We start from the raw sequence: 25,592 nt of genomic DNA, 5'->3' as shown, positions 1-25,592 counted from the left end.
GGCGTCAGGCCCGGGTCCGGCCGCTGAGCTCCTCGGAGAGGTCGCCGGCGGCCTTGATCAGCAGCGGGACGGCGCGGGCGACGAGGTCGTCGGTGACCCGCGACGTCGGGCCGGAGATGGACAGTCCCAGCCGCGACGGCGCGTCCGGCACCACGACGGCGACGCAGCGCACGCCGATCTCCTGCTCTCCGTCGTCGAGCGCGTAGCCGCGGTCCGCGGTGCGGGTGAGCTCGCGGGCGAACTCGGCCGGGTCGGTGATGGTGTGCTCGGTCTGCTGCGGCATGCCGGTGCGCTGCAGCATCTCCTGCACCGCCCGCTCCGGCAGCGTCGCCAGCACGGCCTTGCCGACCGCGGTGCAGTGCGCCCACACCCGGCGGCCGACCTCGGTGAACATCCGCATGGAATGGCGCGAGGGCACCTGTGCCACGTATACGATCTGGTCACCGTCGAGCATCGCGAGGTTCGCCGACTCGCCCAGCTCGTCGACCAGGTGAGTGAGCTGCGGCCGTGCCCACGTGCTGAGCATGGTCGAGGAGCTCTCGCCGAGCCTGATCAGGCGCGGCCCCAGGGCGTAGCGCCGCGACGGCTCCTGCCGCAGATAGCCGAGGTCGACGAGGGTCCGGACGATGCGGTGGATGGTCGGCAACGGCAGTTGCGAGGCCGTGGCCAGCTGGGACAACCCCATGCTGCCGCCGTGGTCGGCCATCGTCTCGAGCAGGCCGAACGCCCGCTCGACCGACTGCACACCGCCCGAGCGAGCCCGCGACGACTCAGTTTCCACACTGCAGATACTAACGTCCGCGATACAGAATCTTGGAGAGTAAGCGCATGGCAACGCCCAGTCCGGGATATGCGATCACCGTCCGTGTCGAAGCCCCGTCCTCGTCCACGGCCACCAGCGGCCTGGCCGCCGCCGTCAGCGCGGCCGGCGGCGCGCTGACCGCCCTCGACGTCGTCGAGTCCTTCGCCGACCGTCTCGTCGTCGACGTCACCTGCGACGCCGTCGACTCCGACCACGCCGAATCGATCACCAAGGCGCTGACGCAGGTCGACGGCGTCACGGTGCGGAAGGTGAGCGACCGGACGTTCCTCATCCACCTCGGCGGCAAGCTCGAGGTGAACCCGAAGGTCCCGCTCAAGCACCGCGACGACCTGTCCCGCGCCTACACCCCCGGTGTGGCGCGGGTGTGCCTGGCGATCGCGGAGAACCCGGAGGACGCGCGCCGGCTGACCATCAAGCGCAACACCGTCGCCGTCGTCACCGACGGATCGGCCGTGCTGGGACTGGGCAACATCGGCCCGGCCGCCGCGCTGCCGGTGATGGAGGGCAAGGCGGCGCTGTTCAAGCAGTTCGCCGGCGTCGACGCCTGGCCGGTCTGCCTGGACACGCAGGACACCGACGAGATCGTGTCGATCGTGCGCGCGCTGGCGCCGGTCTATGGCGGGATCAACCTGGAGGACATCGCCGCGCCCCGCTGCTTCGAGATCGAGGCGCGGCTGCGCGAACTGCTCGACATCCCCGTCTTCCACGACGACCAGCACGGCACGGCGATCGTCGTCCTGGCGGCGCTCTACAACGCGCTGCGGGTGGTCGGGAAGTCGCTGGACTCCGTCCGGGTCGTCGTCAGCGGCGTCGGCGCGGCCGGCCACGCGATCATCCGGCTGCTCGCCGCCCAGGGCGTCACCGACATCGTCGCCTGCGACCGTCGCGGCGCCGTCAACCCCGACGGCGAGGGCCGCGACCAGTTCCGCCGCTGGATCGCGCAGAACACCAACCCGCGCGGTGTCACCGGGTCGCTGCGTGAGGTGCTCGCCGGCGCCGACGTGTTCATCGGTGTCTCCGGGCCGAACCTGCTCACCGGGGCCGACATCGCGACGATGGCCGACGACGCGATCGTGTTCGCGCTGGCCAACCCCGACCCCGAGGTCGACCCGATCGGCGCGCGCGAGCACGCCGCCGTCGTCGCCACGGGCCGGTCGGACTTCCCGAACCAGATCAACAACGTGCTCGCCTTCCCCGGCTTCTTCCGCGGCATGCTCGACGCCGGCGCGCACCGGATCACCGACGCCGTCATGCTCGCCGCGGCCCGAGCCATCGCCGACTCCGTCCGTCCGGCCCAGGTCAACGCCAGCTACATCGTCCCGTCGGTCTTCGACCCCGAGGTCGCCCCGGCCGTCGCCGCCGCCGTCAAGCAGGCGGCGCAGTCGGGCTGACGGGATGCCAGGGTGGCAGGTGCTCGGGGTCGCGCGGGTAGAGCTCGTGGTCGCGGCGCAGTAGCTCCACCTCGCCCGGTCCCCACTGCATGAACGGCGGGCCGTCGTAGTCGTACTTGGTGGCGAGGCGGCCGTCGTTGTCGAGGCGGATGAGGGCGCCGTACCAGGCGCCCCGTCCGTCCGGCTCGTAGGTGGCGCGGCGCAGCGCCAGCGCGGCCGCGGCGACGTCCGGGAGGTAGAGCAGGATCCGGTGCCGCGCGTCGCCGCCGGGCAGCCGGACCGTCACGTACGTCCGCACCTCGTCGGCCGCCGCCGACACCGTGAGCAGCGCGAACTCCCAGCCCTCCGGCAGGTGGGCCAGCAGCGCGTACCCCACGGCCAGCAGGGGGTCGTCGGTCGGCGCCGGCGGGTCGTCCAGCTCCAGCCGTGGGTACGGCGCGCCGTCGGCATCGGCCCAGTGGTCGCGGCCGGAGTCGAGCATCGCCGCGCGCATCGTCCGGCCGAGTTCCTCGTCGCCGAGAGCGAGCAGCTCGTTCGTGATCTCGTACGCCGGTCCGTCGCTCATGTCCCGCTCATGGCATCTGTTCGTAGGCCGGCAGCGTGAGGAAGTCGGTGTAGTCGTCGGCGAGGGCCAGGTCGGTGAACGTGGCCCGTGCCTCGGCCCAGTGGCCGCCGGCGAACGCGTCGGCGCCGACGCGCTGCTCGATGGTGGTGCACTCCTCCTCGATCAGGCGCTCCACCAGTTCCCGGGTGACCCGCTGGCCGTCGGCCAGCTGGACGCCGTTGTGCAGCCACTGCCAGACCTGGCTGCGGCTGATCTCGGCGGTCGCCGCGTCCTCCATGAGGTTGTTGATGCCGACGGCGCCGAGGCCGCCCAGCCAGGCGGCGAGGTACTGGATGCCGACCGAGATGTTGCCGCGCAGGCCGGCCTCGGTGACCTCGCCCGGCGTCGACGCGACGTCGAGGAGGTCGGCGGCGGTGACGTTGACGTCGTCGCGGGTGCGGTCGATCTGGTTCGGACGGTCGCCGAGGACGGCGGTGAAGGCGTCGCGGCAGACCTCGACCATGCCGGGGTGGGCCACCCAGGACCCGTCGAAGCCGTCGCCGGCCTCGCGCTCCTTGTCGGCGCGGACCTTGGCGAACGCGGCGTCGTTGATCTCCGGATCCTTCGACGGGATGAACGCCGCCATCCCGCCGATCGCGTGCGCGCCGCGCTTGTGGCAGGTGCGCACGAGCAGCTCGGTGTAGGCGCGCATGAACGGCACCGTCATCGTGACCGAGTTGCGGTCGGGCAGCACGAAGTCGGTGCCGCGGGTGCGGTGCGTCTTGATGACGCTGAACATGTAGTCCCAGCGCCCGGCGTTGAGGCCGGCGGAGTGCTCGCGCAGCTCGTAGAGGATCTCCTCCATCTCGAACGCCGCCGGATAGGTCTCGATGAGGACGGTCGCCCGGATGGTGCCGCGCGGGATGCCCAGCGCCTCCTGGCCGATGACGAACGCGTCGTTCCAGAGCCGCGCCTCGAGGTGGCTCTCCATCTTCGGCAGGTAGAAGTACGGCCCCTGGCCGCGGTCGATCTGCTTCTGCCCGCTGGTGGCGAGGTAGAGCGCGAAGTCGACCAGCCCGCCCGACGTCGGCTCGCCGTCGACGGTGATGTGCTTCTCCGGCAGGTGCCAGCCCCGCGGCCGGACGACGATCGTGGCCAGCGGCTGGTCGGTGCGCAGCGCGTAGTGCTTGCCGTCGGGGTTGGTGAACTCGATCGTCCTGTCGATGGCGTCGCGCAGGTTGAGCTGCCCCTGGACGACGTTCTCCCACAGCGGCGTGTTGGCGTCCTCCTGGTCGGCCAGCCACACCTTCGCGCCGGAGTTGAGCGCGTTGATCGTCATCTTCCGGTCGGTCGGGCCGGTGATCTCGACCCGGCGGTCCTCCAGGCCCGGCGCCGGCGGCGCGGCCCGCCACGAGTCGTCCTCGCGGACGTCCTTGGTCTCGGCGAGGAAGTCCAGATCGGCGCCGCCGGCGATGGCTGCGGTGCGCTCGGCGCGACGGCGCAGCAGCTCCAGGCGGCGCGGGTTCAGCTCCCGGTGCAGCCGCTCGATCAGCGCCAGCGCGGCCGGGGTCAGCACCTCGTCGAACCGTTCGCGCATCGGACCGGTGACCTCGATACCCGCCATCCCAACTCCCAGAATTCCACGATTCGGAAACTGCTATCTGCATTCCAGAATATCGGTGAGGCGGATGGGTGGTCAACCGGTCCGGGATACGAGGTGAGAGGCTGCGATCGTGCACGATGACGCGTTGGCCGCGCTGCTCGAGGCGTCGCTGTCGCCGGACGTCGAGATCCGCGCCGACGCCGGTCGTCAACTGGCGGCCTGGGCGGAGCGTTCTCCAGTCGCCGCGACGCTGCGCCGCCTGGTCCTGGACGCCTACAACACCTATGTCACCGATGTGGTTGCTCGCGCTCTGCTCGAGCGCGACGACGTTCGCGGCGTCCGCGTGCTGGCGCAGGCTGCGGCTCACGCCGACGCCGAGCAGCAGGACCACCTCTACTGGGTCGTCCAGGAGCGGCAGGAGCGCGTCCTGGAGCTGTGCGCCGTCGCGGCCCCTGACGAGGATCTGACGACCCGGGCGGGTGCCGCACTGCTGCAGGACTGGCTCAGCTAGCCGCCCCGTCGAGGAAAGCGACGGCCCCCGGACCGTGGGTGGTGCGGTCCGAGGGCCGGCGATCGTGGGCGCCTGGTCAGGCGCGTGGGCGATGGGTCAGAAGGCGGCCTCGTCGAGGTCCATCAGGGCGTTGTCGGTCGCCTCGGCGACGGCCCGCTCGGCGGCCAGCCGGGGCAGGACCTGCCGGGCGAAGAACTGCGCGGCCGCGACCTTGCCCTCGTAGAACGCCTGGTCCTTGGCCGAGACCTCGCCGTCGAGGCGGGCGAGGGCCACCGCTGCCTGCCGCAGCAGCAGCCAGGCGACGACGAGGTCGCCGGCGGCCAGCAGCAGCCGGGTGGTGTTCTGGCCGACCTTGTAGACGTTGCGGACGTCGCCGCCCTCGGTGCGCTCGTCGGCGGACATGAGGAAGCCGACCATCGTGGCGAGGATGCCCTGGACGTCGGCCAGCGCCTTGGCCAGCAGCTCCCGCTCCACCTTCAGCCGGCCGCCGCCCAGCTCGTCGTCGACGGTCTGCTGGATCTGCTGCGACAGCCAGCCGATGGCCTGGCCGTTGTCGCGGACGATCTTGCGGAAGAAGAAGTCCTGGCCCTGGATCGCGGTCGTGCCCTCGTACAGCGTGTCGATCTTGGCGTCGCGGACGTACTGCTCGAGCGGGTAGTCCTGCAGGAAGCCCGAGCCGCCGAAGGTCTGCAGCGACTCCGAGCCCAGCAGCACCCAGGACCGCTCCGACCCGTACCCCTTGACGATCGGCAGCAGCAGGTCGTTGACGCGCTCGGCGTTCTCGTCGGTCTCGCCGCGCGCGGCCGCCGCCGCGACGGCGTCCTGCATGGTGGCGGTGTAGAGGACGAGCGCCCGCATGCCCTCGGCGTGCGCCTTCTGGGTCATGAGCGACCGGCGTACGTCGGGGTGGTGGGTGATGGTGACGCGCGGAGCGGACTTGTCGGTGGCCCGGGTGAGGTCGGCGCCCTGGACCCGCTCCTTGGCGTACTCCAGCGCGTTGAGGTAGCCGGACGAGAGCGTGGCGATCGCCTTCGTGCCGACCATCATCCGGGCGTACTCGATCACCTGGAACATCTGCGCGATGCCGTCGTGGACGTCGCCGAGCAGCCAGCCGGTCGCGGGCTCGCCGTCGCCGAAGGTCAGCTCGCAGGTGGTGGAGACCTTGAGCCCCATCTTCTTCTCGACGTTGGTGGCGTAGACGCCGTTGCGAGAGCCCAGCTCGCCGGTCGACGGGTCGAACCGGATCTTCGGGACGATGAACAGCGACAGCCCCTTGGTGCCTGGGCCGCCGGCGCCCTCGACGCCCACCGGCCGGGCGAGGACGAGGTGCACGATGTTCTCGCTCATGTCGTGCTCGCCGGACGTGATGAACCGCTTCACGCCCTCGATGTGCCAGCTGCCGTCGGGCTGCGGGTGCGCCTTCGTGGTGCCGGCGCCGACGTCGGAGCCGGCGTCGGGCTCGGTGAGCACCATCGTGGCGGCCCAGCGGCGGTCGATCATGATCTCGGCGATCCGCTTCTGCTCCTCGGTGCCGTTGCGCCAGATGACGCTCGCGAACGACGGGCCGGAGGCGTACATCCAGGCGGCCGCGTTGGAGCCGAGGATCAGCTCGGCCGCGCCCCAGAACACCGACGGCGGCAGCGGGGTGCCGCCCAGGCCCTCGGGCAGCGCGAAGCGCCACAGCTCGGAGTCCATCAGCGTGGCGAAGCTCTGCTTGAACGCCTCGGGGAGGGCGACGGAGCGCGTGGCGGGGTCGTAGACCGGCGGCGTGCGGTCGGACTCGGTGTACGAGGCCGCGAGGTCCTCCCGGCTCATCCGGTCGACCTCGGCCAGGATGCTGCGCACCGTGTCGGCGTCGAACTCCTCGTAGCGCCCGCTGCCCAACTGCGCGTCGCTGCCGAACACGTCGAACAGCGCGAACTCGATGTCACGCAGGTTGGACCTGTAGTGGCTCATCGCATCCTCCGTACCGTGTTGCTACCAGCCGGTAACCCCATGATGCTACTTGTCGGTAACTTCGCGCAACCCAGGAACGCCGGGCGCTTCACATCCGTCCCATGGACATGCGACGACTAGGAACTCTCGCCGCCGTGGCCGGCATCGCGTTGCTGGCGGCCTGCGGCGGCAATGACAGCGGCGACGACACCACCGCGGTCCCCGGCGACTCCTCCGGATCCGACGGCTCCACCGAGCCGGGCGTGCCGATCGTCGGCAGCCGCTGGGTGCTCGAGGAGCTGCAGGCGGCCGGCGCCACGGTCGCCGGGCCCGCGGACCCCCAGGCCTACTTCGAGATCGACGAGAACGGCGACGTCACCGGCTCCACCGGCTGCAACGGGTTCAGCGGCGCCGCGGAGGTGAGCGACGCCGGCATCACCTTCGAGCCGCTCATCTCCACCCGCCGCGGCTGCTCCGGCGACCTCGGCCAGATCGACAGCTCGATGCTGCAGGTGCTGCGCGGCGAGACCACCGTCGAGGTGGCCGGCGACACCCTGACGATCACGAACGCCGACGGCGACTCGCTGACGCTGCAGGCGTCCGACGCCCCGTCGACGGAACTCTGACGTGCGACGCCCGGCGGGACGGCTGGGCCTGCTGGGCGTCGTGCTCCTCCTCGGCGCCTGCGGCGACGCGGCCGCGGGCGACGGTGACGGTGCCAGCAGCGCGCTGGCCGGCCGGACGTTCCGCTCCACCGAGGACGTCGGCATCCCCGGCGGCGGCCCGCTGAACCTGCAGTTCACCGACGACGGGCGGCTGGTGGCCACCGCCGGCTGCAACAGCGCCAACGGCCCGGTCGACCTGAGCGACGGCCGGCTCGGCGGCGCCGGCGACCTCGGCATGACAGAGATGGGCTGCCCGCCCGAGGTCATGGAGTCCGACGGCTGGCTGATGGACCTGCTCGGCGCGGAGCCGTCCTGGGAGCTGTCCGGCGACGGCACCCTGGTGCTGACGGCGGACGAGCTGGTGGTGTCGCTGATCGACCGCGACGTGCTGGAGCCGCCGGCCGAGCTCACCGGCCGCCGGTGGGACGTCGACGGGCTCACCGACGGGCAGACGGCCTCGTCGGTGCCGGTCGGCATCACCGCGTTCCTGCGTATCGACGGCGACGCGCTGACCGGCCACACCGGCTGCAACGAGCTCAGCGGCACCGTCGCGGTCGACGGTGACACCCTCACCGTCACCGGGCTCACCGTGACGGACGCGGCCTGCGACGCGGCGGCCGGCTACGTCCAGCAGACGGTGCTGGCGGCGCTGGACGGCGAGGTCCGGTACTCGATCACCAGCAACCGGCTGTCGCTGGAGGCGCCGAGCGGGTTCGGATTGCAGGCGATGACGGCCGCCGGTTGACAATGAGCAGCGTTGGTTGTCACGATTCGGCGCGGCTGTCCACAACTGATCCACAACCTGTGGGTCACGGGTCCTATCGACCCGTTCGTACCGAAATCGGCGCAGGTGGAAGACCCCTCGGACCCTTACCCCGAGGGGTCTTCTCGATTCTTATCGCATCCGTGGATGAACACCGCGTAACGACACGGCGTAGCAGCGGGATCGGTTCGAGTTGGTGCGTCCGCATACAACCGCTTTGCCGCACCCGTTACATTGAGCAGCGAGCACGGCAAGGGTGAGATGGCCGGACCGGGAGGCAGGGTGCGCGACAGGCTCAGCCGGGCCGAGTCCGTGCTGCGGTCGGCCGTGGCGCGCGGCGGCGAGGCGGACCTGGGGCGCGACATCGACCCGCGCTCCGTCGAGTCCGCCGACGCCTGGGACGAGTCGCGCACGGTCCGCGCGCGCGTCGTCGACGAACTGCTCCGCGACAGCGACGGCGTGCCGGGCGCGGCCGTCCGGCTGACCGGCGCGCGCATCACCGGCGGCCTGCGGCTGCGCTACGGGCGGCTCGAGCGGCCGCTGCGGCTGGACATGTGCTGGATCGACGACGTGCTCATGCTGGCCGAGCTGACGGCGGCCGGCGTCGAGCTGGTGCGCTGCCGGGTGCCGGACCTGCGCACCGAGTCCATCGACGTGCAGAACGCGCTGGCCGTGCGCGAGTGCTTGGTCGGCTCGGTGAGCATGGTCGACACCCATGTGCACCGGTCGGCGTCGTTCGAGGACAGCCGGTTCCAGGGCCAGGCGACGCTGTTCCACGCCCGCAACCTCAGCGTCGGCGGCGACCTGCTGCTGACCCGGGCCCGGCTGTTCGCGACATCGGGCAAGGCGATCGACGCCGAGCGGCTGCGGATCGACGGCGGGCTCGGCCTGGTCGGCGCGCGGGTGCGCGGCCCGATCGGGCTGTCCGGCGCGACGGTGTCCGGCCGGGTCGACCTCACCGACGCGGTCCTGCGCAACCGGCACGGCGTCGCGCTGGACGGGCGGCGGCTGGTCGCGGGCGGCATCCAGGCGCACGGCCTGCGCTGCAGCGGCACCTTCGACCTGGGCCACGCGACGGTGGCCGGCAGTGTCGTGTTCGACGGTGCGGTGCTGGCCAACCCGGGCGGCGACGCGCTGGTGGCCAGCGACATCGAGGCCGACCGGCTGGAGGCGGAGAACGGCGCCCGCATCATCGGCCGGATGCTGATCCCGCGCGGCGTCGTCCGCGACACGCTCGCGCTGCGCGGCGTCGAGATCAGCAATCCCGGCGGGTACGCGATGGTCGGCATCGGCGCCGCGGTCGGGTCGCTGGTGGCCGACCGGGCCCGGCTGGTCGGCCGGGTGATGCTGGACGAGATGGAGGCGACGTCGGTCCGGCTGGTCGGCACCCGGGTCACGAACCCGGACGACTCCTGGGCGCTGAGCATGCAGTCGGCGACGGTGCGGCGCGACCTCAACCTCGAGCGGCTCTCGGCCATGGGCGGGCTGAACATCAAGAGCATCCGAGTCGGCGCGGCGGTGTTCCTCAGCGGCGCCCACCTCGACGGCGGCCACCGCGCGCTGGCCGCGTCGCGGGCCGTGATCGGCGAGCGGATGGTGCTCGGCCGGCAGTTCCGCTGCCGCGGCGACATCGACCTCGCCCACGCCGACCTCGGCAAGAGTCTGGCCATGGACGGTGCCCGGGTCCAGGGCCAGCTGCGGCTGTTCCAGGCCCGGGTCCGCAGCGACGTGCTGCTGCGCGGCGCCTACATCGAGGCCTCCGGCATGGGGGTCGACGCGATCGGCCTGCGGGTCGACGGCCGGCTGACCGCGCGCGGCATGGTCTGCGACGGCGCCGTCCGGCTGACCGCGGCGGTCGTCGACAGCCTCGTGCTCACCGGCGCACAGGTCTACAACCCCGACGGCAACGCGCTGATCGCGCCGCGCATCGAGGTCCGCGGCGACCTCATCATCGGCGACGACCCGTACTCGTCCGACCTGGGCGGCTTCTGGTCCGACGGCGGCGTCGTCATGCGCGACGGCAAGGTCGGCGGCGACCTCGTGCTGGACGGCGCGGTGCTGCGCCGGCCCGACCACCGGGCGATCGACTGCACGGGCATACAGGTCGGCGGCAAGGTGTCGTTCGAGTCCGCCGAGATCGAGGGCACCGTCTCCTTCGACCAGGCGCACGTGCGTCGCCGGTTCGTGCTCAGCGGGGCGACGCTGGCCGGGCACGGCGTCGGTTCCGCCGACGGTCCGATCGCGTTCAGCGCCATCCAGGCGGTGTCCGACGACTTCCTCGTCGACGGCGGGGTGTTCCGCGGCGCGCTGCGGCTGACCGGGTCGACGTTCTCGGCCGGGATGAGCCTGCGCAACGCGGAGTTCGCCGCACACGGGCAGACGGCACTGCTGCTGCCGGACGTCACGTGCGGGGTGTTCCGGCTGACCGGGCTCGACGTCGACGGCGCGGTCGTCGTGGCGCGGTCGCGGGTCGGCGGCGACCTGGTCGTCGACGGCGGCCGCTACCGCCACCCGGGCCGGTTCGCCGTCGACGCCGCTCAGGCCGCGGTCGGCGGCTCGCTCGTCGTCCGCGACGCGGAGCTGACCGGTGGCCTGGCGCTGCGCCGGGCCGAGGTCGGCTTCAGCGTCCTGCTGACGGCGCTGCGTGGCGAGATCGGCGAGCGTGACGACGGCCGGGTGCCGGTCGGCGAGATGGTGGCGGCGTCCGGCCTGCGCGTCGAGGGCAACCTGGAGTGCCGCGACGTCGAGCTGACCGGGCAGCTCTCGCTCGGCGAGGCCGTGCTGGCCGGCCGCCTGTTGCTCCGCGGCCGGACCACCCTGACGAACCCGGGCCGCACCGCGGTGTTCGCGCCCAACCTGCGGGTGTCCGGCGCGGTGGAGCTGGGCTCGCGGCGCTCCACCGGCAACGGCCCGCTGACCATCGTCGGCGAGGTGCGGCTGGACCGGGTGCACATCGGCGAGCTGTCGTGTGAGCAGCTGTTCATCAGCCAGGGCGACACCGACGGTGCGGCGCCGGTCGCCACCGAGCAGGTGCGGCCGCTGGTCAGCCTGCACGAGGCCGAGGTGGCCCGGCGGGTGCTGATGAACGACCTGAACGTCGCGCCGACGACGCCGCGGGGCGGCCGCGCGCTGATCGACCTGTCCGAGCTGCAGGCCGGCACCGTCGAGCTGCCGGCCGGCGAGATCGCCGTCGACCTGCGCGACTCCGTCGTCCGCACGCTGGTGATGGACCCCACCGACACGTCGATGGTGATGTTGTCGGGCCTGACCTTCGACGATCCAGGCGACGCCGACGTCGAGACCGCGCTGGCCTGGCTTCGTCGCGACCCGACCGGCTACCAGCACCAGGTGTACGAGCAACTGGCCAACCACTACCGCCGCTCCGGCGACGACGCCGCCGCGCGCACCGTCCTGCTGGCCCGGCTGCGGCACCGTCGCGACCTGCTCGGCACGTCGTCGTTCGGCCAGCTGCTGATGAAGGGCTGGGGCTACCTGCAGGACCTGACCGTCGGCTTCGGCTACCGGCCGGGGCTGGCGGCGATCTGGTTCGCCGGGCTGCTGGCGTTCGGCACGATCTGGTTCTGGGGCAAGCAGCTGGACCCGGTCGAGGTGAACGTGCACCCGACGTTCAACCCGTTCGGCTACACGCTGGACCTGCTGATCCCGATCCTGAGTCTCGGCCAGGACAGCGCCTGGGACCCGCGTGGCGGCGATCTGATCGTGGCCTACGGACTGGTCTTCTGTGGTGCGGTGCTCGCCACGACCGTCGTCGCTGCCGTGACTCGCGTATTGAACCGGCGTTGATCTCGCCGAGTTGTCCACAGATTTTGTGCACAGGGGTGTGGGTAACCGATGGCTCACGCTCAGCCTCTTGTGGACAGTCCTGTGGGCGAACAAGAGTCCCGGAAATGTTCGCCGAACCTCTTGTGCGGGGTGCGGCAGAGGACTAGAAATGCTCCATCGTCATCGACGAGTTCGGAGCCGGAAAGCCAGGGTGACCTGGCCCGATGGCATCGAAAGTAGTCGAGGGCGGGCCGGACGGAGAACGGCAGTTCGCCACGCTGGGGCAACCCGGCGGACCGCGTACCGATGAGCGGGGCGGCTGACGGAGCCGGACGGCAGACCGGAAGGGCTGTGGAGCACCCACGGGCAACCGTGAGTTCCCGGTTCGAGCCGCCGTCATCGGAGGTGGCGAGCATCCGGCCGGTTCATCCGGCCGTGATGGTTCTGGTCGACTGAGAAGGCCCCTCGGACCCTTACTCCGAGGGGCCTTCGCCTTTCCAGGGTAAACGCGTTGCCGGGCCGGGCGGCGGGCCGGTAGACAGGGCCCGTGATCGACGCAGCGGCCGTGGCCACCACACCCACCCTCACCGGCGAGCGGATCCGGCTGGTCCCGCTCGGCCCGGAGCACGCCCAGGCGCTGTTCGAGTCGTTGCGCGACGCCGAGTCCGCGCGGCTCACCGGCACGCACCAGACGTTCACGCGCGAGGCGATCGACGCGTTCTGCGCCAGCCGCGCCGACCAGGACGACCGGCTGGACTGGGCGATCGAGGACGCCGGATCCGGCTCGTACGCCGGCGGGCTGGCCGTCAACGAGGTGGACGCCGACAACGAGACCGCCGGGTTCCGCATCGACCTCGTGCCGGCCTACCAGGGCCGCGGGATCGGCCCGGAGGCGATCGAGCTGATGCTGGCGTACCTGTTCGAGGAGGTCGGCGTGCACCGCGTCGGCCTGGAGGTCTACGCGTTCAACCCGCGGGCGCAGCGCTCCTACGAGAAGGCCGGCTTCGTCGTCGAGGGCCGGCTGCGCGACTCGCTGCTCTGGGCCGGCGAGCGGGTCGACACCGTCGTGATGGGCCTGTTGCGGCCCGACTGGCTGGCCCGCCGCAAGACCTGAGGTGGGGCTGTCCCCCCGGTGAAGCGGCCGGTCAGCGCCATGGGGCCGGCGCCGCCCGGTCCGTAGCGTCGGAAGCCGAGGTCGCGCACCGGGCGCGGCCACGTTCTCGGGAGCTTCCGATGCTCGGTCTGGCGGTGCGGACCCTGCGGTACCGCAAGGGCGCCTTCGTGGCGGCGTTCGTGGCGATGGTGCTCGGCGCGGCGATGGTGATGGCCTGCGGCGGGCTGATGGAGACCGGCATCCGGACGGCGGTCCCGCCGCGGCAGCTGGCCGGCGCCGACGTCGTCGTCGCGGGGGAGCAGCGCTACGACATCCCCGGCACGGACGAGTCCACCGTGCTGTCCGAGCGAGTGCGCGTCGACGACGACCTGGTCGCGACGGTGGCCGCGGTCGACGGCGTCGCCACTGCCGAAGGACACGTCCTGGACGCGCCGGCGCCGGCCGGCACCGTCGACGCGATCGCGGTGACCGCCGCGCCGGGAGTGGGCGCCGGCGAGCTGCGCGAGCGCATCGACGCCGCGCTCGACGGCACCGCCACGACGACGCTCACCGGCGACGACCGCGGCCTCGCCGAGCTGCCGGAGGCGCTGGCCAGCAGCGTGGACCTCATCTCGCTGGCCGGCGTGTTCGGCGGCTGGGCGATCATGGTCTCGATGTTCGGGGTCGCGTCGATGCTGGCCCTCTCCATCCAGCAGCGTGGCCGCGAGCTGGCGCTGCTGCGGGCCACCGGCGCGACGCCGGGACAGCTGCGGCGGATGGTGCTCGGCGAGACGCTGCTGCTGTCTCTGGTCGCGACCACGCTCGCGCTGGTCCCGGGCCACTACCTGGGCCGGTTCCTGTTCGAGCGGATGACCGATGCCGGTGTCGTCCCGGCCGGCGTGGAGTTCCGGCAGGGCTGGATCCCGGTCGTGACGGCGGCCGGCGCGGCGTTGATCGCGGCGATCGGCGGCGCGCTGGTCGCGGGCCGCCGGGCGGCCGCCGTCCGGCCCACACAGGCGCTGGCCGAGGCGTCCCTGGAGAACAGGACGATGGGCGCGTGGCGCTGGGTGTTCGGCCTGCTGGCCCTCGGCGGCGGCATGGCGCTGGCCGTCGTCACGATGACGGTGATGAGCGGCCCACTGACGTCCAGCACGGCAGGGCCGGCGGTGATCCTGTGGGCGATCGGGCTCGCGCTGCTCAGCCCCGTGCTGACCCGCGCCCTGACCGCGCTGCTGCAGTGGCCGGTGCGCGCCGTGGCCGGCTTCTCGGGACAGCTGGCGGTGCTCAACGCCCGCGGCCGCAGCGCCCGCACGGCCGCCGTCGTCACCCCGATCATCATGCTCACCGGCATCGCGACCGGCACGCTCTACCTGCAGTCGACCGAGGAGGCGGTCAACCGCGAGTCGTTCGCCGCCGGGCTGGTCGCCGACGCCGTCGTGACGACGTCGGACCCGGCCGACGCGGAGCTGGCGGCCCGGATCGCCGGGCTGCCCGGCGTCGCGGGCGCGTCGGAACTGGTCCGCAGCGCCGGCTTCGTCGAGGCGCCGCACGACGCCGCGCAGAGCGACGAGGGCTGGACGCTGCAGGGCGTGACGGCGGCCGGTGCGGCCGCGACCACGCCGGTCACGGTCGTGGACGGCGCGCTCTCCGGCCTGACGGGCGACACCGTCGCGTTGGACGCGGAGCACGCGCGCTCGCTCGGCGTGGGTCTCGGCGACGAGCTGACGATGCGGCTCGGCGACGGCGCGGCGGCGACGCTGCGGGTGGTGGCGACCTTCGACGCCGCCGACGACTACGACACGCTGCTGCTTCCGGCCGACCTGCTGGCGCCGCACACGACGTCGGGCGGGGTGCACGAGATCCTGGTGGCCGCGGAGGACGGCGCCGCGTCCTCCGTCGTGTCGCAGCTGCGGGAGCTGGCGGCGGCGACGCCCGGGCTGGCCGTCGCCGACCGTGCGGCGCTGTTCGACGACTACGGCGACCAGCAGCGCACGCTCGCGTTCGCCAACTACACCATCGTGCTGATGATCGTCGCCTACGCCGCGATCTCGGTGATCAACGTGCTGTCGGCCAGCACAGGGGCGCGACGGCGCGAGTTCGGGCTGCAGCGGCTCACCGGCGCCACGCGGGCCCAGGTGCTGCGGATGGTCAGCGCTGAGGGTGTGCTGGTGGCGGCGGTCGGGATCGTGCTCGGCACGCTGGCGTCGGTCGCGACACTGGTGCCGTTCAGCCTGGCCCGGGCCGACCAGCTGACGCCGTCGGGGTCGCCGCTGATCTACCTCGCCGTGGTGGCGGTCGCGCTCGGCCTCACGCTGACGGCGACGCTGCTGCCGGCCTGGCAGGTTCTGCGCCAGCGGGCCGCCGCCGCGGCGGCGACGGCGGACTAGCCTGGCTGGGCCACGCAGAACTCGTTGCCCTCGGGGTCGAGCAGCACCGTCCAGGTCTTCTGGACACTGTGCACGCTCGCCCCGAGGGCGACCAGCCGGTCCACCTCGGCGGCGCGGTCGGCCGCCTCGACGTCGAGGTGCACGCGGTTCTTCACCGTCTTCGGCTCGGGCACCTGCTGGAAGAACAGCGTCGGGCCGGGACCGCCGACGGCCACCGTCGGGTCGGTCTCCGGGGTCAGGCCGAGCGCCGCCAGCCGGGCGACCTCGGCGTCGTCGTACGGCATGACCTCGTAGCCGTCGAGCACCGCGGCCCAGAACCGGGCCAGGCTCGGTGCGTGCCGGCAGTCGACGACGATCTCGCTCAGGACGGCCATGCGGACGACGCTAGACGACCGGAGTCCCGGTCCGCACGTGGCGGACCGGGACTCTCGTGACGTCCGGAGCTCAGTCGTCGGTCTGGTCGTCGATCACCGCGTCGACGGCGTTGCGGCGGATCGAGTCGATGCCGTTGAGTGCGCCGCTCTTGCTGGTGTACGCCTCACCGACCGCGATGGTCTCGCCGTTGCCGGCCTTCAGGCGGAAGCGGTACTGGTCGGACTTGTCCTTGTAGAGCTCGAACTTGCCTGCCATCGGTGAGCCTTCCTTGTGACGACGTGTGCGTGGCAGCAGCGTAGAGCCACGGCCGGACATCGCGCCGCCGGAACAGACTGTGTCGCCTCACGGACAGCGCGGCACGGGCGCGCTCCACGTGGTCGAGGACCGGTTCTCGACGTAGTAGTCAGTGACCCAGCGCCCGTCGTCGAGGAGGTTCCAGACCCGGCTGGTGCCCACGAGCGTCCCGGTGGCCTGGCACATGACGTACGCCAGCGCGCCGGGCTGCAGCGCGGTGCCGGTGCCGCCGTAGTTCGTGCCCGGGCCCCGGCGGGTGTTCAGCGGCGTCGTGCTCGTCACCTGGCCCGGGTACGTGCACTTCGGCAGTGCGCTGGAGAACGTGGTGTTCGACGGGGTGGAGACGTAGTAGTCCGTCACCCAGCTGCCGTCGGTGAGCCGATCCCACACCGCCGTCGTGCCGACTCGCTGGCCGATGCCCTGGCACACGACGGCGACGGACGCTCCGGGCGCGATGCTGCGCACGGCCGGATAGGCGGTCGACGGCCCGGAGCGCGCGTTCAGCGCGGTCGCGCTGGTGACGCGGAACGTCTGTGCGACGGTGGCCACGGGCGCGTCGAGCGCGTCGCTGTCGATGTTCAGCGTGACGCCGCCGTGCGTCTCGTTGTGGTCGCCGAGGTACTGCTTGGCCCGCTGGTGGGTCGCCCACTGGGTGTTCGGCGCGGTGGGCCAGCCGGTCAGCGCGGGGTTGCCGTCCCAGCGCGCCATCCAGACGGCGTCCGGCCGGGCCCAGCTGGAGTTGCCGTAGGACGCGGACAGGTCGCGCAGCCCGGAGTCCTGGTGGACGTAGACGCCGGCCAGGTAGCCGGCCTGGTGGACGGCGATCGTCCAGGCCGAGACGTACCGGCGCACGGCCAGCGAACAGGTGGCGTCCGTGCGGTTGTAGTGCTCGACGTCGGCGTAGAGCGCGCTGCCGGGCAGCAGGCCGAGCGCTCGCGCCTGCGCGACGGCGTCCTGTGCGTCGGACCGGCCGTACGAGTCCGCCGTCCCGGCGGTGTACCGGTGCGGCTTCGTGCCGAACATGCAGTACGGCTGCCGGCCGAAGTACGTGGGCAGCAGCCGCCAGCCGGCCGCCGTCGCGCTGCGCACCCAGGCGGCGGTGAGGTTCGGCTGGGCGCAGCCCCGGTTCACGCCGCCGAAGTAGATGTTGACCGTCCGGTACGGCGACGCGCGCCAGGCCTGCAGCGCCGCCAGCGAGGGCGCGGTACAGGTGTCGAAACCACGACCGATGGCGACGGTGGCCGACGAGCCGCTCGGGTAGTTCCCCGGCGTGGCCGGATAGCCGGCGGCCGGTGCGGTGAAGGCGGCGGCGACGAGCGCCGTCCCGGCGACGAGAACGGCCGCCCTGCTGACTCTGCTCGACCAGCGGCTCATGGTGGACCCCCCTGTCCTCCGCTTTCGAGTGTCCTCCCGAAAACGGCGGTTGAACAGGGGTTTCGGCGACCGTTACCGGCTTGCGACAGTGGCGATGGGAGCGTCCAGCGAGTCGCTGTCGATGTTCAGCGTCACGCCGCCGTGGGTCTCGTCGTGGTCGCCGAGATACTGCTTGGCCCGCTGGTGGTTCGCCCACTGGCTGTCCGGCGCGGTCGGCCAGCCCGTCAGCGCCGTCTTGCCGTCCCAGCGCGCCATCCAGACCGCGTCCGGAGTGGCGTAGCTGGACGATCCGTAGACCGCGGAGAGGTCGCGCAGCCCGGAGTCCTGGTGGACGTACACGCCGGCGAGGTAGCCGGCCTCGCGCAGCGTCCGCGTCCAGGTCGACACGTAGCGGAGGACCGCCGTCACGCACGACGTGTCGCTGCGGTCGTAGTGCTCGACGTCGGCGTAAAGGGCGCTGCCCGGCAGCAGGCCGAGGTGCCGTGCCTGCGCGATGGCGTCCTGGGCGTTCGACGCGGCGATCGCGTCGGCGGTGCCCGCGGTGTAGCGGTGCTCCTTCGTGCCGAGCATGCAGATCGGCTGGTGACCCATGTAGGTGGGCAGCAGGCCCCAGCCCATCCCGCTGACGGTCTGCACCCACGCCGGCGTCAGGTTCGGTTGCCGGCAGCCGCGGTTGATGCCGCCGAAGTAGATGTTGACCGTCGTGTACGGCGAGGTGCCCCACCACGCGTCCAGCGCTGCTACGGACGGCGCGGTGCAGGTGTCGAAGCCGAGGCCGGTCGCGATCCTCGGCGCCGGGATGCTCTGGTCGGCGGCGCTCACCGGGGCGGCGGCGGTGACGGAGGTGGCGGCGAACAGGACGGTGGCGGCGATGACCGCACGTCGTCTCCGGGTCATGGAGACAGTCATATCACCGCATCAGGTGCCGGCGACAGGTCCGTTCGGCCGGAGGATCGTTACGCCGGTCGGGGAGCCTTTGGACATCGCCAGGAGGGCGTCGACTCCTTCCTCGAGCGTGAGTTCGGCGCCCAAGAGTTGGTCGGGGCGGAGCTGGCCGGTGGCGATCTCTGCCAGCATCGCGGGGTAGTGGTGGGCGGACATGCCGTGGCTGCCGAGCAGGTCCAGCTCGCGGGCGACGACCGGGGGCATCGCGACCTCTTGGGTGGCGTGGCCGGCCAGGAGCAGGCCGGCCTGCACGTGGCGGCCGCGGGTGCGCAGGCCGCGCACCGAGTTCTGGAAGGTCGCCGTGCTGCCGAGCGCGTCCAGGGAGAGGTGGGCGCCGCCGGCGGTCGCGTCGTGGACCGCGGCGACGACGTCGGTTCCGTCGCTTGCGTCGATGGTGAGGGTGGCGCCGACCCGCGTGGCCAGCTCCAGGGCCGGCGTTGCCACGTCGATGGCGATGACGTTGGCTCCGTGCGCCGCGGCGATCATCACGGCGGACAGGCCCAGGCCGCCGCAGCCGTGCACCGTCACCCACTCGCCCGGCGCGACCCGCCCCTGCTGCACGACAGCGCGGTACGCCGTCGCGAACCGGCAGCCCAGCCCGGCCGCCGTCGCGGTGTCGACGGAGCCGGGCAGCCGCACCAGGTTGACCGCGGCGTGCTCGATCGCGACGTACTCGGCGAACGAGCCCCAGTGGGTGAAACCGGGCTGGGTCTGACGGGCGCAGACCTGGTGGTCGCCGGCGCGGCACTGCTCGCACTCGCCGCACGCGCAGACGAACGGCACGGTGACCCGCTCGCCCGGCCGCCAGCCCTCGACGTCGGGCGCGACCTGTGCCAGCACGCCGGCGAACTCGTGCCCGGGGACGTGCGGCAGCCGGATGTCGTCGTCGTGACCCATCCAGCCGTGCCAGTCGCTGCGGCACAGCCCGGTGGCCTCGACTCGGATCACCGCGCCGCCCGGCGGGCAGGCCGGCTCCGGCACGTCGCGGACGACCGGCCGCTCCTGGAAACCCTCGTAGACCATCGCACGCATGGGGCCGACCCTAAATCCCCGGTGCGGTAGCCCGCGACGGCGCTATAGTCACGTCGATTACCTGCGTGTTCGGAAGGCTGGACGGTGGCGATCCACGATCTCTTCGACGCCGCCATGACGTTCCCGGCGGCGCCGTTCACGTTCCTCACCGTCGCCGTGATCGTCTACTGGCTGCTGGTGATGGTCGGCGGCAGCACGCCACCGACCAGCGGCGGCGTGCCCCTGAACATCACCGGGTCGGTGTTCATCGTGCTGGCCTGGCTGGCGCTGCTGACCGGCACGATGGTCCACGACCCCGACGTCGCCGCCGACCCGCCGGGCCTGGCCGCGTCCGTCCTGATCCTCGCGGTGTCGCTGGCGGTCGCCGCACTCGGCACGGCGCTGCTGGCACGTCCGATCCGGCACCTGCTGCGCCCTGGCCGGCCGGCCGATCCGGCCCGGCTGGTCGGCAGCATCTGTGTCGTGCGCACCGGGGAGGTCGGCCCGGACACCGGTCAGGCGGAGGTCACCGGCGCCGACGGCACTCCCGTCGTCATCGAGGTGCGCCACGACGGCGTCGAGGAACTGCGTCCGGGCAACACGGCGCTGATCGACGACTACGACGCCGAGCACGGGGTGTTCTGGGTGACGGCGTTCCACCCCAAGCTCGGCACCACGCCCTAGCGTCCGTAGCCGGCCCGGCGGAACGCGTCGGCGATGGCCCCGGCGGCCGGTGCGGACTCGCGCTGCGGCCGCGGCTTGCCGCCACCGCGCGGCTGCCCGCCGCGCTGACCTCCACGGGGCTCGCGCTGACCCCGTCCGCCCGGCGCCGGCAGCTCGTCGTCGAGCCGGAGCGTGAGCGAGATGCGCTTGCGGTCGACGTCGACCTCCAGGACCTTCACCCTGACGACGTCGCCGGGCTTGACCACCTCGCGCGGGTCGGACACGAACCGCTTCGACATCGCCGACACGTGCACGAGGCCGTCCTGGTGCACGCCGACGTCGACGAACGCGCCGAACGCGGCGACGTTGGTGACCACGCCCTCCAGCGTCATGCCGGGGTTGAGGTCGGTGAGCTTCTCGACGCCGTCGCTGAACGTGGCGGTCTGGAACGACGGACGCGGGTCGCGGCCGGGCTTCTCCAGCTCGCGCAGCACGTCGGTGACGGTCGGGACGCCGAAGACGTCGTCGGCGAAGTCGGCCGGGCGGAACTCGCGCAGTGTGCGGGTGTCGCCGAGCAGGCCCCTCAGCTCCCGGCCGGAGCTGCCGACGATGCGGCGGACCAGCGGGTAGGCCTCGGGATGCACGCCGGACGCGTCCAGCGGGTCGTCGCCGCCCTGGATGCGCAGGAAGCCGGCGCACTGCTCGAACGCCTTCGGGCCGAGCCGGGCGACCTCCTTGAGCGCCGTGCGGGTGCGGAACGGGCCGTTGCCCTCACGGTGCGCCACGATGTTCTCCGCCAGACCTGGCGTGATCCCGGAGACGCGGCTGAGCAGCGGCGTCGATGCCGTGTTGAGGTCGACGCCGACGGCGTTGACGCAGTCCTCGACGACCGCGTCGAGCGAGCGGGACAGGGCGAAGTCGGGGAGGTCGTGCTGGTACTGGCCGACGCCGATGGACTTCGGGTCGATCTTCACCAGCTCGGCCAGCGGGTCCTGCAGCCGCCGCGCGATCGAGACGGCGCCGCGCAGCGAGACGTCCATGCCGGGCAACTCCTGCGCCGCGAACGCCGACGCCGAGTACACCGACGCGCCGGCCTCGGAGACCATCACCTTGGTGAGGCCGGGGCGCAGCTTGACGAGGTCGGTGGCGAGCTTGTCGGTCTCGCGCGACGCGGTCCCGTTGCCGATCGCGACCAGCTCGACATCGTGCTCGCGCGCCAGCCGCTCCAGCGTCGTCAGCGCCTCGTTCCACCGGTTGGCCGGCTGGTGCGGGTAGATCGTGTCGGTGGCCACGACCTTGCCGGTGGCGTCGACGACGGCGACCTTGACGCCGGTGCGGAACCCGGGGTCCAGTCCCAGCGTCGCGCGGGTGCCGGCCGGCGCGGCCAGCAGCAGGTCGCGCAGGTTCGTCGCGAAGACCCGGATCGCCTCCTCCTCGGCCGCCTCGCGCAGGCGGGTGCGCAGGTCGAGGTCGAGGCGGAGCAGGATGCGGGTGCGCCAGGCCCAGCGGACGGTCTCGCCCAGCCACTGGTCGGCGGGCCGGCCCTCGTCGCGGATGCCGAACCGGCGCGCGATCTCGCCCTCGTACCCGGCGGTGGAGCCGTCGTCGTCGGTGGGGTCGATCGTGAGGTCGAGGACCTCCTCCTTCTCGCCGCGCAGCATCGCCAGCACCCGGTGCGACGGCAGCTTGGTCAGCGGCTCGGCGAACTCGAAGTAGTCGGCGAACTTCGCGCCGGCCTGCTCCTTGCCCTCGCGCACCTTCGACGTCATCCGGCCGGCCTTCCACACCTGCTCGCGCAGTGTGCCGATGAGGTCGGCGTCCTCGGTGAACCGCTCGACCAGGATGGCCCGGGCGCCGGCCAGCGCCGCGGCGGTGTCCTCGACCCCGGCCTCGGGGTTGAGGTAGCCCGCGGCGACGGTCTGCGGGTCCTGGGTGGGGTCGGTGAGCAGGCCGTCGGCCAGCGGCTGGAGCCCGGCCTCGCGGGCGATCTGCGCCTTGGTGCGCCGCTTCGGCTTGTACGGCAGGTAGATGTCCTCCAGCCGGGCCTTCGTGTCGGCCAGCAGGATCTGCGCCTCCAGCGCGTCGTCGAGCTTGCCCTGCTCGCGGACCGACTCCAGCACAGCGGCGCGGCGCTCCTCCAGCTCGCGCAGGTAGCGCAGCCGCTCCTCCAGCGTGCGCAGCTGGGTGTCGTCGAGCCCGCCGGTGCGCTCCTTGCGGTACCGGGCGATGAACGGGACGGTCGCGCCCTCGTCGAGCAGGCCGACGGCGGCGGCGACCTGATGCTCGGGCACGCCGAGCTCGTCGGCGATGCGCTGCTGGACGGACGGCAGGGCGGGCTTGGACACGTGGTTCCACTCTCTTCGGCAGGACGTCCCCGGCATTCTGCCGCGCCGGCCGCGGTTGCCGCGAGTCGGTCCGGCCCCGATCAGCCCTTCGACGTGCGCGCCACCCACGGGCCAGGTGCGCACCCGACCCGGTTCACTCGTCCAGGTCGGCGTGGTGGCGGTTCCAGCGGCGCCGGCGGCCGCCCTTGCGGTTCACCGGCCAGGGCGCGCGGGCGGCGTCGCCGTGGCCGCGGTGCTTGTGCGGCTTGCAGAGGCCGCAGCCCTTGCGGCGGCGGTGCGGCGAATGCGCCAACGTCTCGATAAGCGAGACGATTCTGTTCGGAGTGTGGACGCTCGGCGCGAGGGTCGGTTAGGCTCGCGGTCGAAGGTCATGAGCGCCAGCGCCAAGCCCCGGCTCGCTGGCCGGCAACCCTCCTCCGCGGTGGGGTGCCCCGGGTGACGACCTGGCCGTCTCGGCAGCGAGCCGGCAAGCGCGGACCCGGCGCCCCGGGTCCCGAACGACCTGGAGGACCCATGACCGTGACCGACCTGCCCCGCGTCCACACCCCGTTGCCGGCCGCGCCGACGCAGCCGCTGCTGCCCGTCGTCGGCGCGGACCTGGAGGCGCCGCTGGCCGGCGGGGGCGTCGCCCGCTACGTCAACCTCGACTACGCCGCCAGCGCCCCCGCGCTGCGCGCCGTCGCCGACCACGTCGCCGAGATCCTGCCGACCTACGCGAGCGTCCACCGCGGCGCCGGCTACGCGTCGCAGTTGTCGACCCAGCGGTACGAGGACGCCCGCGCGACCGTCGCCGGGTTCGTCGGCGCCCGCCCCGACGACGTCGTCGTGTTCACGCGCAACACGACCGACGCGCTGAACCTGCTGGCCAGCTGCGTGCCCGACGGCGGCGAGGTGGTCGTGCTCGACCTGGAGCACCACGCCAACCTGCTGCCGTGGCAGCGCGGGCCGCACCGCGTCGTCGAGGTGGGGCCGACGCTGGCGCAGACGCTGAGCCGGCTCCAGGTCGAGCTGTCCCGGCGCCCGGCCGCGCTGCTCGCCGTCACCGGCGCCTCGAACGTGACGGGCGAGCAGTTGCCGCTCGGCGCGCTGGCCGGGCTCGCGCACCGCAACGGCGCCCGGATCGCCGTCGACGCCGCCCAGCTGGCGCCGCACCGGCGCATCGACATCGTCGCCGGCGAGCTGGACTACGTCGCGTTCTCCGGGCACAAGCTGTACGCCCCGTTCGGCGCCGGCGCGCTGGTCGGCCGGCGCGACTGGCTCGACGCCGCGCCGCCGTACCTGGCCGGCGGTGGCGCCGTCCGCGAGGTGACGACGGCGGCGACGGACTGGGCGCCGGCGCCGGCCCGGCACGAGGGCGGCTCGCCGAACGTCATCGGAGCGGTCGCGCTGGCCCGCGCCTGCGAGGTGGTCGCGGCGCTGCCGGAGGGCTGCGTCGAGGTGCACGAGTCGGCGCTGCGCCGCCGGCTGCTGGCCGGGCTGGAGCGCATCGACGCCGTGCGGACGCTGCGGCTGTGGCCGGACAGCGGCGCCGCCATCGGCGTCGTCGCGTTCACCGTCGACGGGTTCGCGGCCCGGCAGGTGTCCGAGTACCTGGCCGCCGAGCACGGCATCGGGGTGCGCGACGGCCGGTTCTGCGCGCACCCGCTGCTGGCCCGGCTCGGCGCGGACGAGGGTGCGCTGCGGGCCAGCTTCGGTCTCGGCTCCACCGCCGCCGACGTCGACCGGCTGCTGGCCGCGCTCGACCGGCTGGTGACGGAGGGGACCACGCGCGGCTACGCCGTCCGTGCCGACCGGCCGTGTGACTAGCTACCATGCAGAGTGGCCCGGTACCGCCTCGGCGCGCTGGCCGCTCTCGTCCTGACGGTCACGGCGTGCAGCGGTGACGACGGCGAGCCCGTCTCCTCGCCGGCGCCGTCGATCCTGACGGCGTCCGAGACGCCGACTCCCACACCGACGCCCACGCCGACCCCGACGCCGACCCCGACTCCCACGCCACCGCCGGTGTTCGACCCGGCCGCCACGTACGCCGTCGTCGAGCACCTGGCCGGGACGATCGGGCCGCGGGAGGCGACGTCGCCGGCGTTCGGCGCGGCGGCGCAGTACGTCGCCGACACGCTGGCGGCGCTGGGCTACCAGGTGTCCGCGACGCCGTTCGAGGTGCCGGCCGGCAACTCCTGGGGCGTCGACGTCGGAGCGGGGACGTCGACGAACGTCATCGCCGACCCACCGGGGTTCGACCCGGCGCGGCCGCACGTCGTCGTCGGCGCGCACCTGGACACCGTCCCGCAGGCGCCGGGTGCGGAGGACAACGCGTCCGGCGTCGGCGTCATGCTGGAGCTGGCCCGGATGGCCGCGGCGCACCCTCCCCGCGTGCCGGTGCGGTTCATCGCGTTCGGCGCCGAGGAGCCGCGCGGCGAGGGCGACTCCATGCACCACTTCGGCTCCCAGTTCTATGTCCGCGAGCTGCCGCCGGAGCAGGCCGCCGCGACGACCGCGATGGTGTCGCTGGACCGAGTCGGCGTCGCGGCCGACCACGTGCCGGTCTGCACCGGCGGCCGCGGCACGACGGCGGTGCGCGACGCGCTGGTCGCGGCCGCCGGGACGGTGGCCGTGCCGGTGCAGACCTGCGAGAACCGCTCCAGCGACCACTGGTCGTTCGAGAAGGCGGAGCTGCCGTCGGCGCGGCTGGGCAGCATCCCCTACGAGGGCTACCACTCGCCCGGCGACGTCCCGGCCGTCGTCGACCCCGCCCAGCTGGACCGCGTCGGCACCATCGTCTGGACCTGGCTCGGCGCCCTCTGACGGCGGAGCCGGGAGGTTTCGGGTCGTCGGGGCCGGGGCAAGAATGCCCTCCGTCGAGCGGACGGAGGGGCGGGCATGCGCGCAGCGCGGGCGAGGACCGCGGCGTGTGCTGCCGTCGCCGGAGCCGCCCTGCTGCTGGCCGGCTGCGGCGACGAACCGGTCGCGGTCCCCCGCGCCGCGGACACCGGCCCGTGGCCCTGGGAGGAGTTCTCGGCGACGCCGTCCGCGACGCCTGCGCCCACCCCCACCCCGGACCCGACTCCGACGGCCACGCCGACCATCACC

At 72.9% G+C, this 25,592-nt stretch carries 21 protein-coding genes, 1 pseudogene and 1 riboswitch; of the genes and pseudogenes, 11 read left to right on the top strand and 11 right to left on the bottom strand.

Going from position 1 to position 25,592, the window contains the following annotated elements:
- Window positions 1–4: 4 nt before the first annotated feature.
- Window positions 5–781 carry an IclR family transcriptional regulator gene (locus tag C1I92_RS08420; protein ID WP_233506892.1) on the bottom strand — a complete coding sequence of 259 codons (777 nt, stop codon included), beginning with the start codon at window positions 779–781 and terminating at the stop codon, window positions 5–7.
- A 47-nt stretch (window positions 782–828) separates the two neighbouring features.
- On the opposite strand from C1I92_RS08420, the gene C1I92_RS08415 reads away from it, so the two are divergent.
- Window positions 829–2,214, top strand: coding sequence for an NAD-dependent malic enzyme (locus C1I92_RS08415; RefSeq protein WP_111254218.1), 1,386 nt, complete (start codon window positions 829–831; stop codon window positions 2,212–2,214).
- On the opposite strand, the gene C1I92_RS08410 is transcribed toward C1I92_RS08415, so the two are convergent.
- Together C1I92_RS08410 and aceB are read right to left on the bottom strand one after the other, a co-directional pair.
- Window positions 2,189–2,779 carry a hypothetical protein gene (locus tag C1I92_RS08410; protein ID WP_111254217.1) on the bottom strand — a complete coding sequence of 197 codons (591 nt, stop codon included), beginning with the start codon at window positions 2,777–2,779 and terminating at the stop codon, window positions 2,189–2,191. The two genes, C1I92_RS08415 and C1I92_RS08410, sit on opposite strands and share 26 nt — an antisense overlap.
- A 7-nt stretch (window positions 2,780–2,786) precedes the next feature.
- Entirely contained in the window at window positions 2,787–4,382 is a 1,596-nt protein-coding gene (gene aceB, locus C1I92_RS08405) for a malate synthase A (protein WP_111254216.1), read from the bottom strand.
- 109 nt (window positions 4,383–4,491) lie between these two features.
- Here aceB and C1I92_RS08400 point away from each other — a divergent pair, with 109 nt between their 5' ends.
- Window positions 4,492–4,872 carry a hypothetical protein gene (locus C1I92_RS08400; RefSeq protein WP_111254215.1) on the top strand — a complete coding sequence of 127 codons (381 nt, stop codon included), beginning with the start codon at window positions 4,492–4,494 and terminating at the stop codon, window positions 4,870–4,872.
- A 96-nt stretch (window positions 4,873–4,968) separates the two neighbouring features.
- Here C1I92_RS08400 and C1I92_RS08395 read toward each other — a convergent pair whose 3' ends face one another.
- Window positions 4,969–6,828 carry an acyl-CoA dehydrogenase gene (locus C1I92_RS08395; RefSeq protein ID WP_111254214.1) on the bottom strand — a complete coding sequence of 620 codons (1,860 nt, stop codon included), beginning with the start codon at window positions 6,826–6,828 and terminating at the stop codon, window positions 4,969–4,971.
- 101 nt (window positions 6,829–6,929) lie between these two features.
- On the opposite strand from C1I92_RS08395, the gene C1I92_RS08390 reads away from it, so the two are divergent.
- The 5 genes from C1I92_RS08390 (at window position 6,930) to C1I92_RS08370 (ending at window position 15,498) form a co-directional block, all read left to right on the top strand.
- On the top strand, window positions 6,930–7,433 hold the full coding sequence (locus tag C1I92_RS08390; protein WP_111254213.1) for an META domain-containing protein: 504 nt from the start codon (window positions 6,930–6,932) through the stop codon (window positions 7,431–7,433).
- A gap of 1 nt (window position 7,434) precedes the next feature.
- Window positions 7,435–8,217 carry an META domain-containing protein gene (locus C1I92_RS08385; RefSeq protein WP_111254212.1) on the top strand — a complete coding sequence of 261 codons (783 nt, stop codon included), beginning with the start codon at window positions 7,435–7,437 and terminating at the stop codon, window positions 8,215–8,217.
- A 300-nt stretch (window positions 8,218–8,517) separates the two neighbouring features.
- Window positions 8,518–12,039 (top strand): hypothetical protein, encoded by a 3,522-nt coding sequence (locus C1I92_RS08380; RefSeq protein ID WP_111254211.1) that lies wholly within the window; start codon window positions 8,518–8,520, stop codon window positions 12,037–12,039.
- Between the two features lie 526 nt (window positions 12,040–12,565).
- Window positions 12,566–13,132, top strand: coding sequence for a GNAT family N-acetyltransferase (locus C1I92_RS08375; protein WP_111254210.1), 567 nt, complete (start codon window positions 12,566–12,568; stop codon window positions 13,130–13,132).
- 119 nt (window positions 13,133–13,251) lie between these two features.
- Window positions 13,252–15,498, top strand: coding sequence for an FtsX-like permease family protein (locus C1I92_RS08370; RefSeq protein WP_111254209.1), 2,247 nt, complete (start codon window positions 13,252–13,254; stop codon window positions 15,496–15,498).
- On the opposite strand, the gene C1I92_RS08365 is transcribed toward C1I92_RS08370, so the two are convergent.
- From C1I92_RS08365 to C1I92_RS08345, 5 genes are all read right to left on the bottom strand, one after another.
- Entirely contained in the window at window positions 15,495–15,872 is a 378-nt protein-coding gene (locus tag C1I92_RS08365; protein ID WP_111254208.1) for a VOC family protein, read from the bottom strand. The two genes, C1I92_RS08370 and C1I92_RS08365, sit on opposite strands and share 4 nt — an antisense overlap.
- Window positions 15,873–15,942: 70 nt before the next feature.
- Window positions 15,943–16,128 (bottom strand): YegP family protein, encoded by a 186-nt coding sequence (locus C1I92_RS08360; protein WP_111254207.1) that lies wholly within the window; start codon window positions 16,126–16,128, stop codon window positions 15,943–15,945.
- An 87-nt stretch (window positions 16,129–16,215) separates the two neighbouring features.
- Entirely contained in the window at window positions 16,216–17,541 is a 1,326-nt protein-coding gene (locus C1I92_RS08355; protein ID WP_111254206.1) for a glycoside hydrolase domain-containing protein, read from the bottom strand.
- A gap of 72 nt (window positions 17,542–17,613) precedes the next feature.
- Window positions 17,614–18,438 (bottom strand): DUF1906 domain-containing protein, encoded by an 825-nt coding sequence (locus tag C1I92_RS08350; RefSeq protein ID WP_199521068.1) that lies wholly within the window; start codon window positions 18,436–18,438, stop codon window positions 17,614–17,616.
- Window positions 18,439–18,459: 21 nt separating this feature from the next.
- Entirely contained in the window at window positions 18,460–19,518 is a 1,059-nt protein-coding gene (locus tag C1I92_RS08345; RefSeq protein ID WP_111254204.1) for a zinc-dependent alcohol dehydrogenase family protein, read from the bottom strand.
- 84 nt (window positions 19,519–19,602) lie between these two features.
- Here C1I92_RS08345 and C1I92_RS08340 point away from each other — a divergent pair, with 84 nt between their 5' ends.
- Window positions 19,603–20,181, top strand: a complete 579-nt coding sequence (locus C1I92_RS08340; RefSeq protein WP_111254203.1) for a hypothetical protein — start codon at window positions 19,603–19,605, stop codon at window positions 20,179–20,181.
- On the opposite strand, the gene C1I92_RS08335 is transcribed toward C1I92_RS08340, so the two are convergent.
- Both C1I92_RS08335 and C1I92_RS34345 read right to left on the bottom strand, forming a co-directional pair.
- Window positions 20,178–22,505, bottom strand: a complete 2,328-nt coding sequence (locus C1I92_RS08335; RefSeq protein WP_325048135.1) for a Tex family protein — start codon at window positions 22,503–22,505, stop codon at window positions 20,178–20,180. The genes C1I92_RS08340 and C1I92_RS08335 overlap by 4 nt on opposite strands.
- Window positions 22,506–22,638: 133 nt before the next feature.
- On the bottom strand, window positions 22,639–22,797 hold the full coding sequence (locus C1I92_RS34345) for a hypothetical protein (protein ID WP_199521067.1): 159 nt from the start codon (window positions 22,795–22,797) through the stop codon (window positions 22,639–22,641).
- 74 nt (window positions 22,798–22,871) lie between these two features.
- Window positions 22,872–22,984, top strand: a riboswitch (SAM riboswitch).
- A gap of 34 nt (window positions 22,985–23,018) precedes the next feature.
- On the opposite strand from C1I92_RS34345, the gene C1I92_RS08330 reads away from it, so the two are divergent.
- From C1I92_RS08330 to C1I92_RS08320, 3 genes and pseudogenes are all read left to right on the top strand, one after another.
- The gene (locus tag C1I92_RS08330; protein ID WP_111254202.1) at window positions 23,019–24,311 is read left to right on the top strand and encodes an aminotransferase class V-fold PLP-dependent enzyme; all 1,293 of its coding nucleotides are present in this window, start codon (window positions 23,019–23,021) and stop codon (window positions 24,309–24,311) included.
- Between the two features lie 12 nt (window positions 24,312–24,323).
- Window positions 24,324–25,307 carry a M28 family metallopeptidase gene (locus C1I92_RS08325; protein ID WP_199521066.1) on the top strand — a complete coding sequence of 328 codons (984 nt, stop codon included), beginning with the start codon at window positions 24,324–24,326 and terminating at the stop codon, window positions 25,305–25,307.
- Between the two features lie 75 nt (window positions 25,308–25,382).
- Window positions 25,383–25,592, top strand: a pseudogene (locus tag C1I92_RS08320) (endo alpha-1,4 polygalactosaminidase); the annotation flags it as partial.

This window comes from Jiangella anatolica (assembly GCF_003236295.1).
In the GTDB taxonomy this organism is placed as follows: Bacteria; Actinomycetota; Actinomycetes; order Jiangellales; family Jiangellaceae; genus Jiangella; species Jiangella anatolica.
This window is presented reverse-complemented; position numbering and strand designations above follow the sequence as displayed.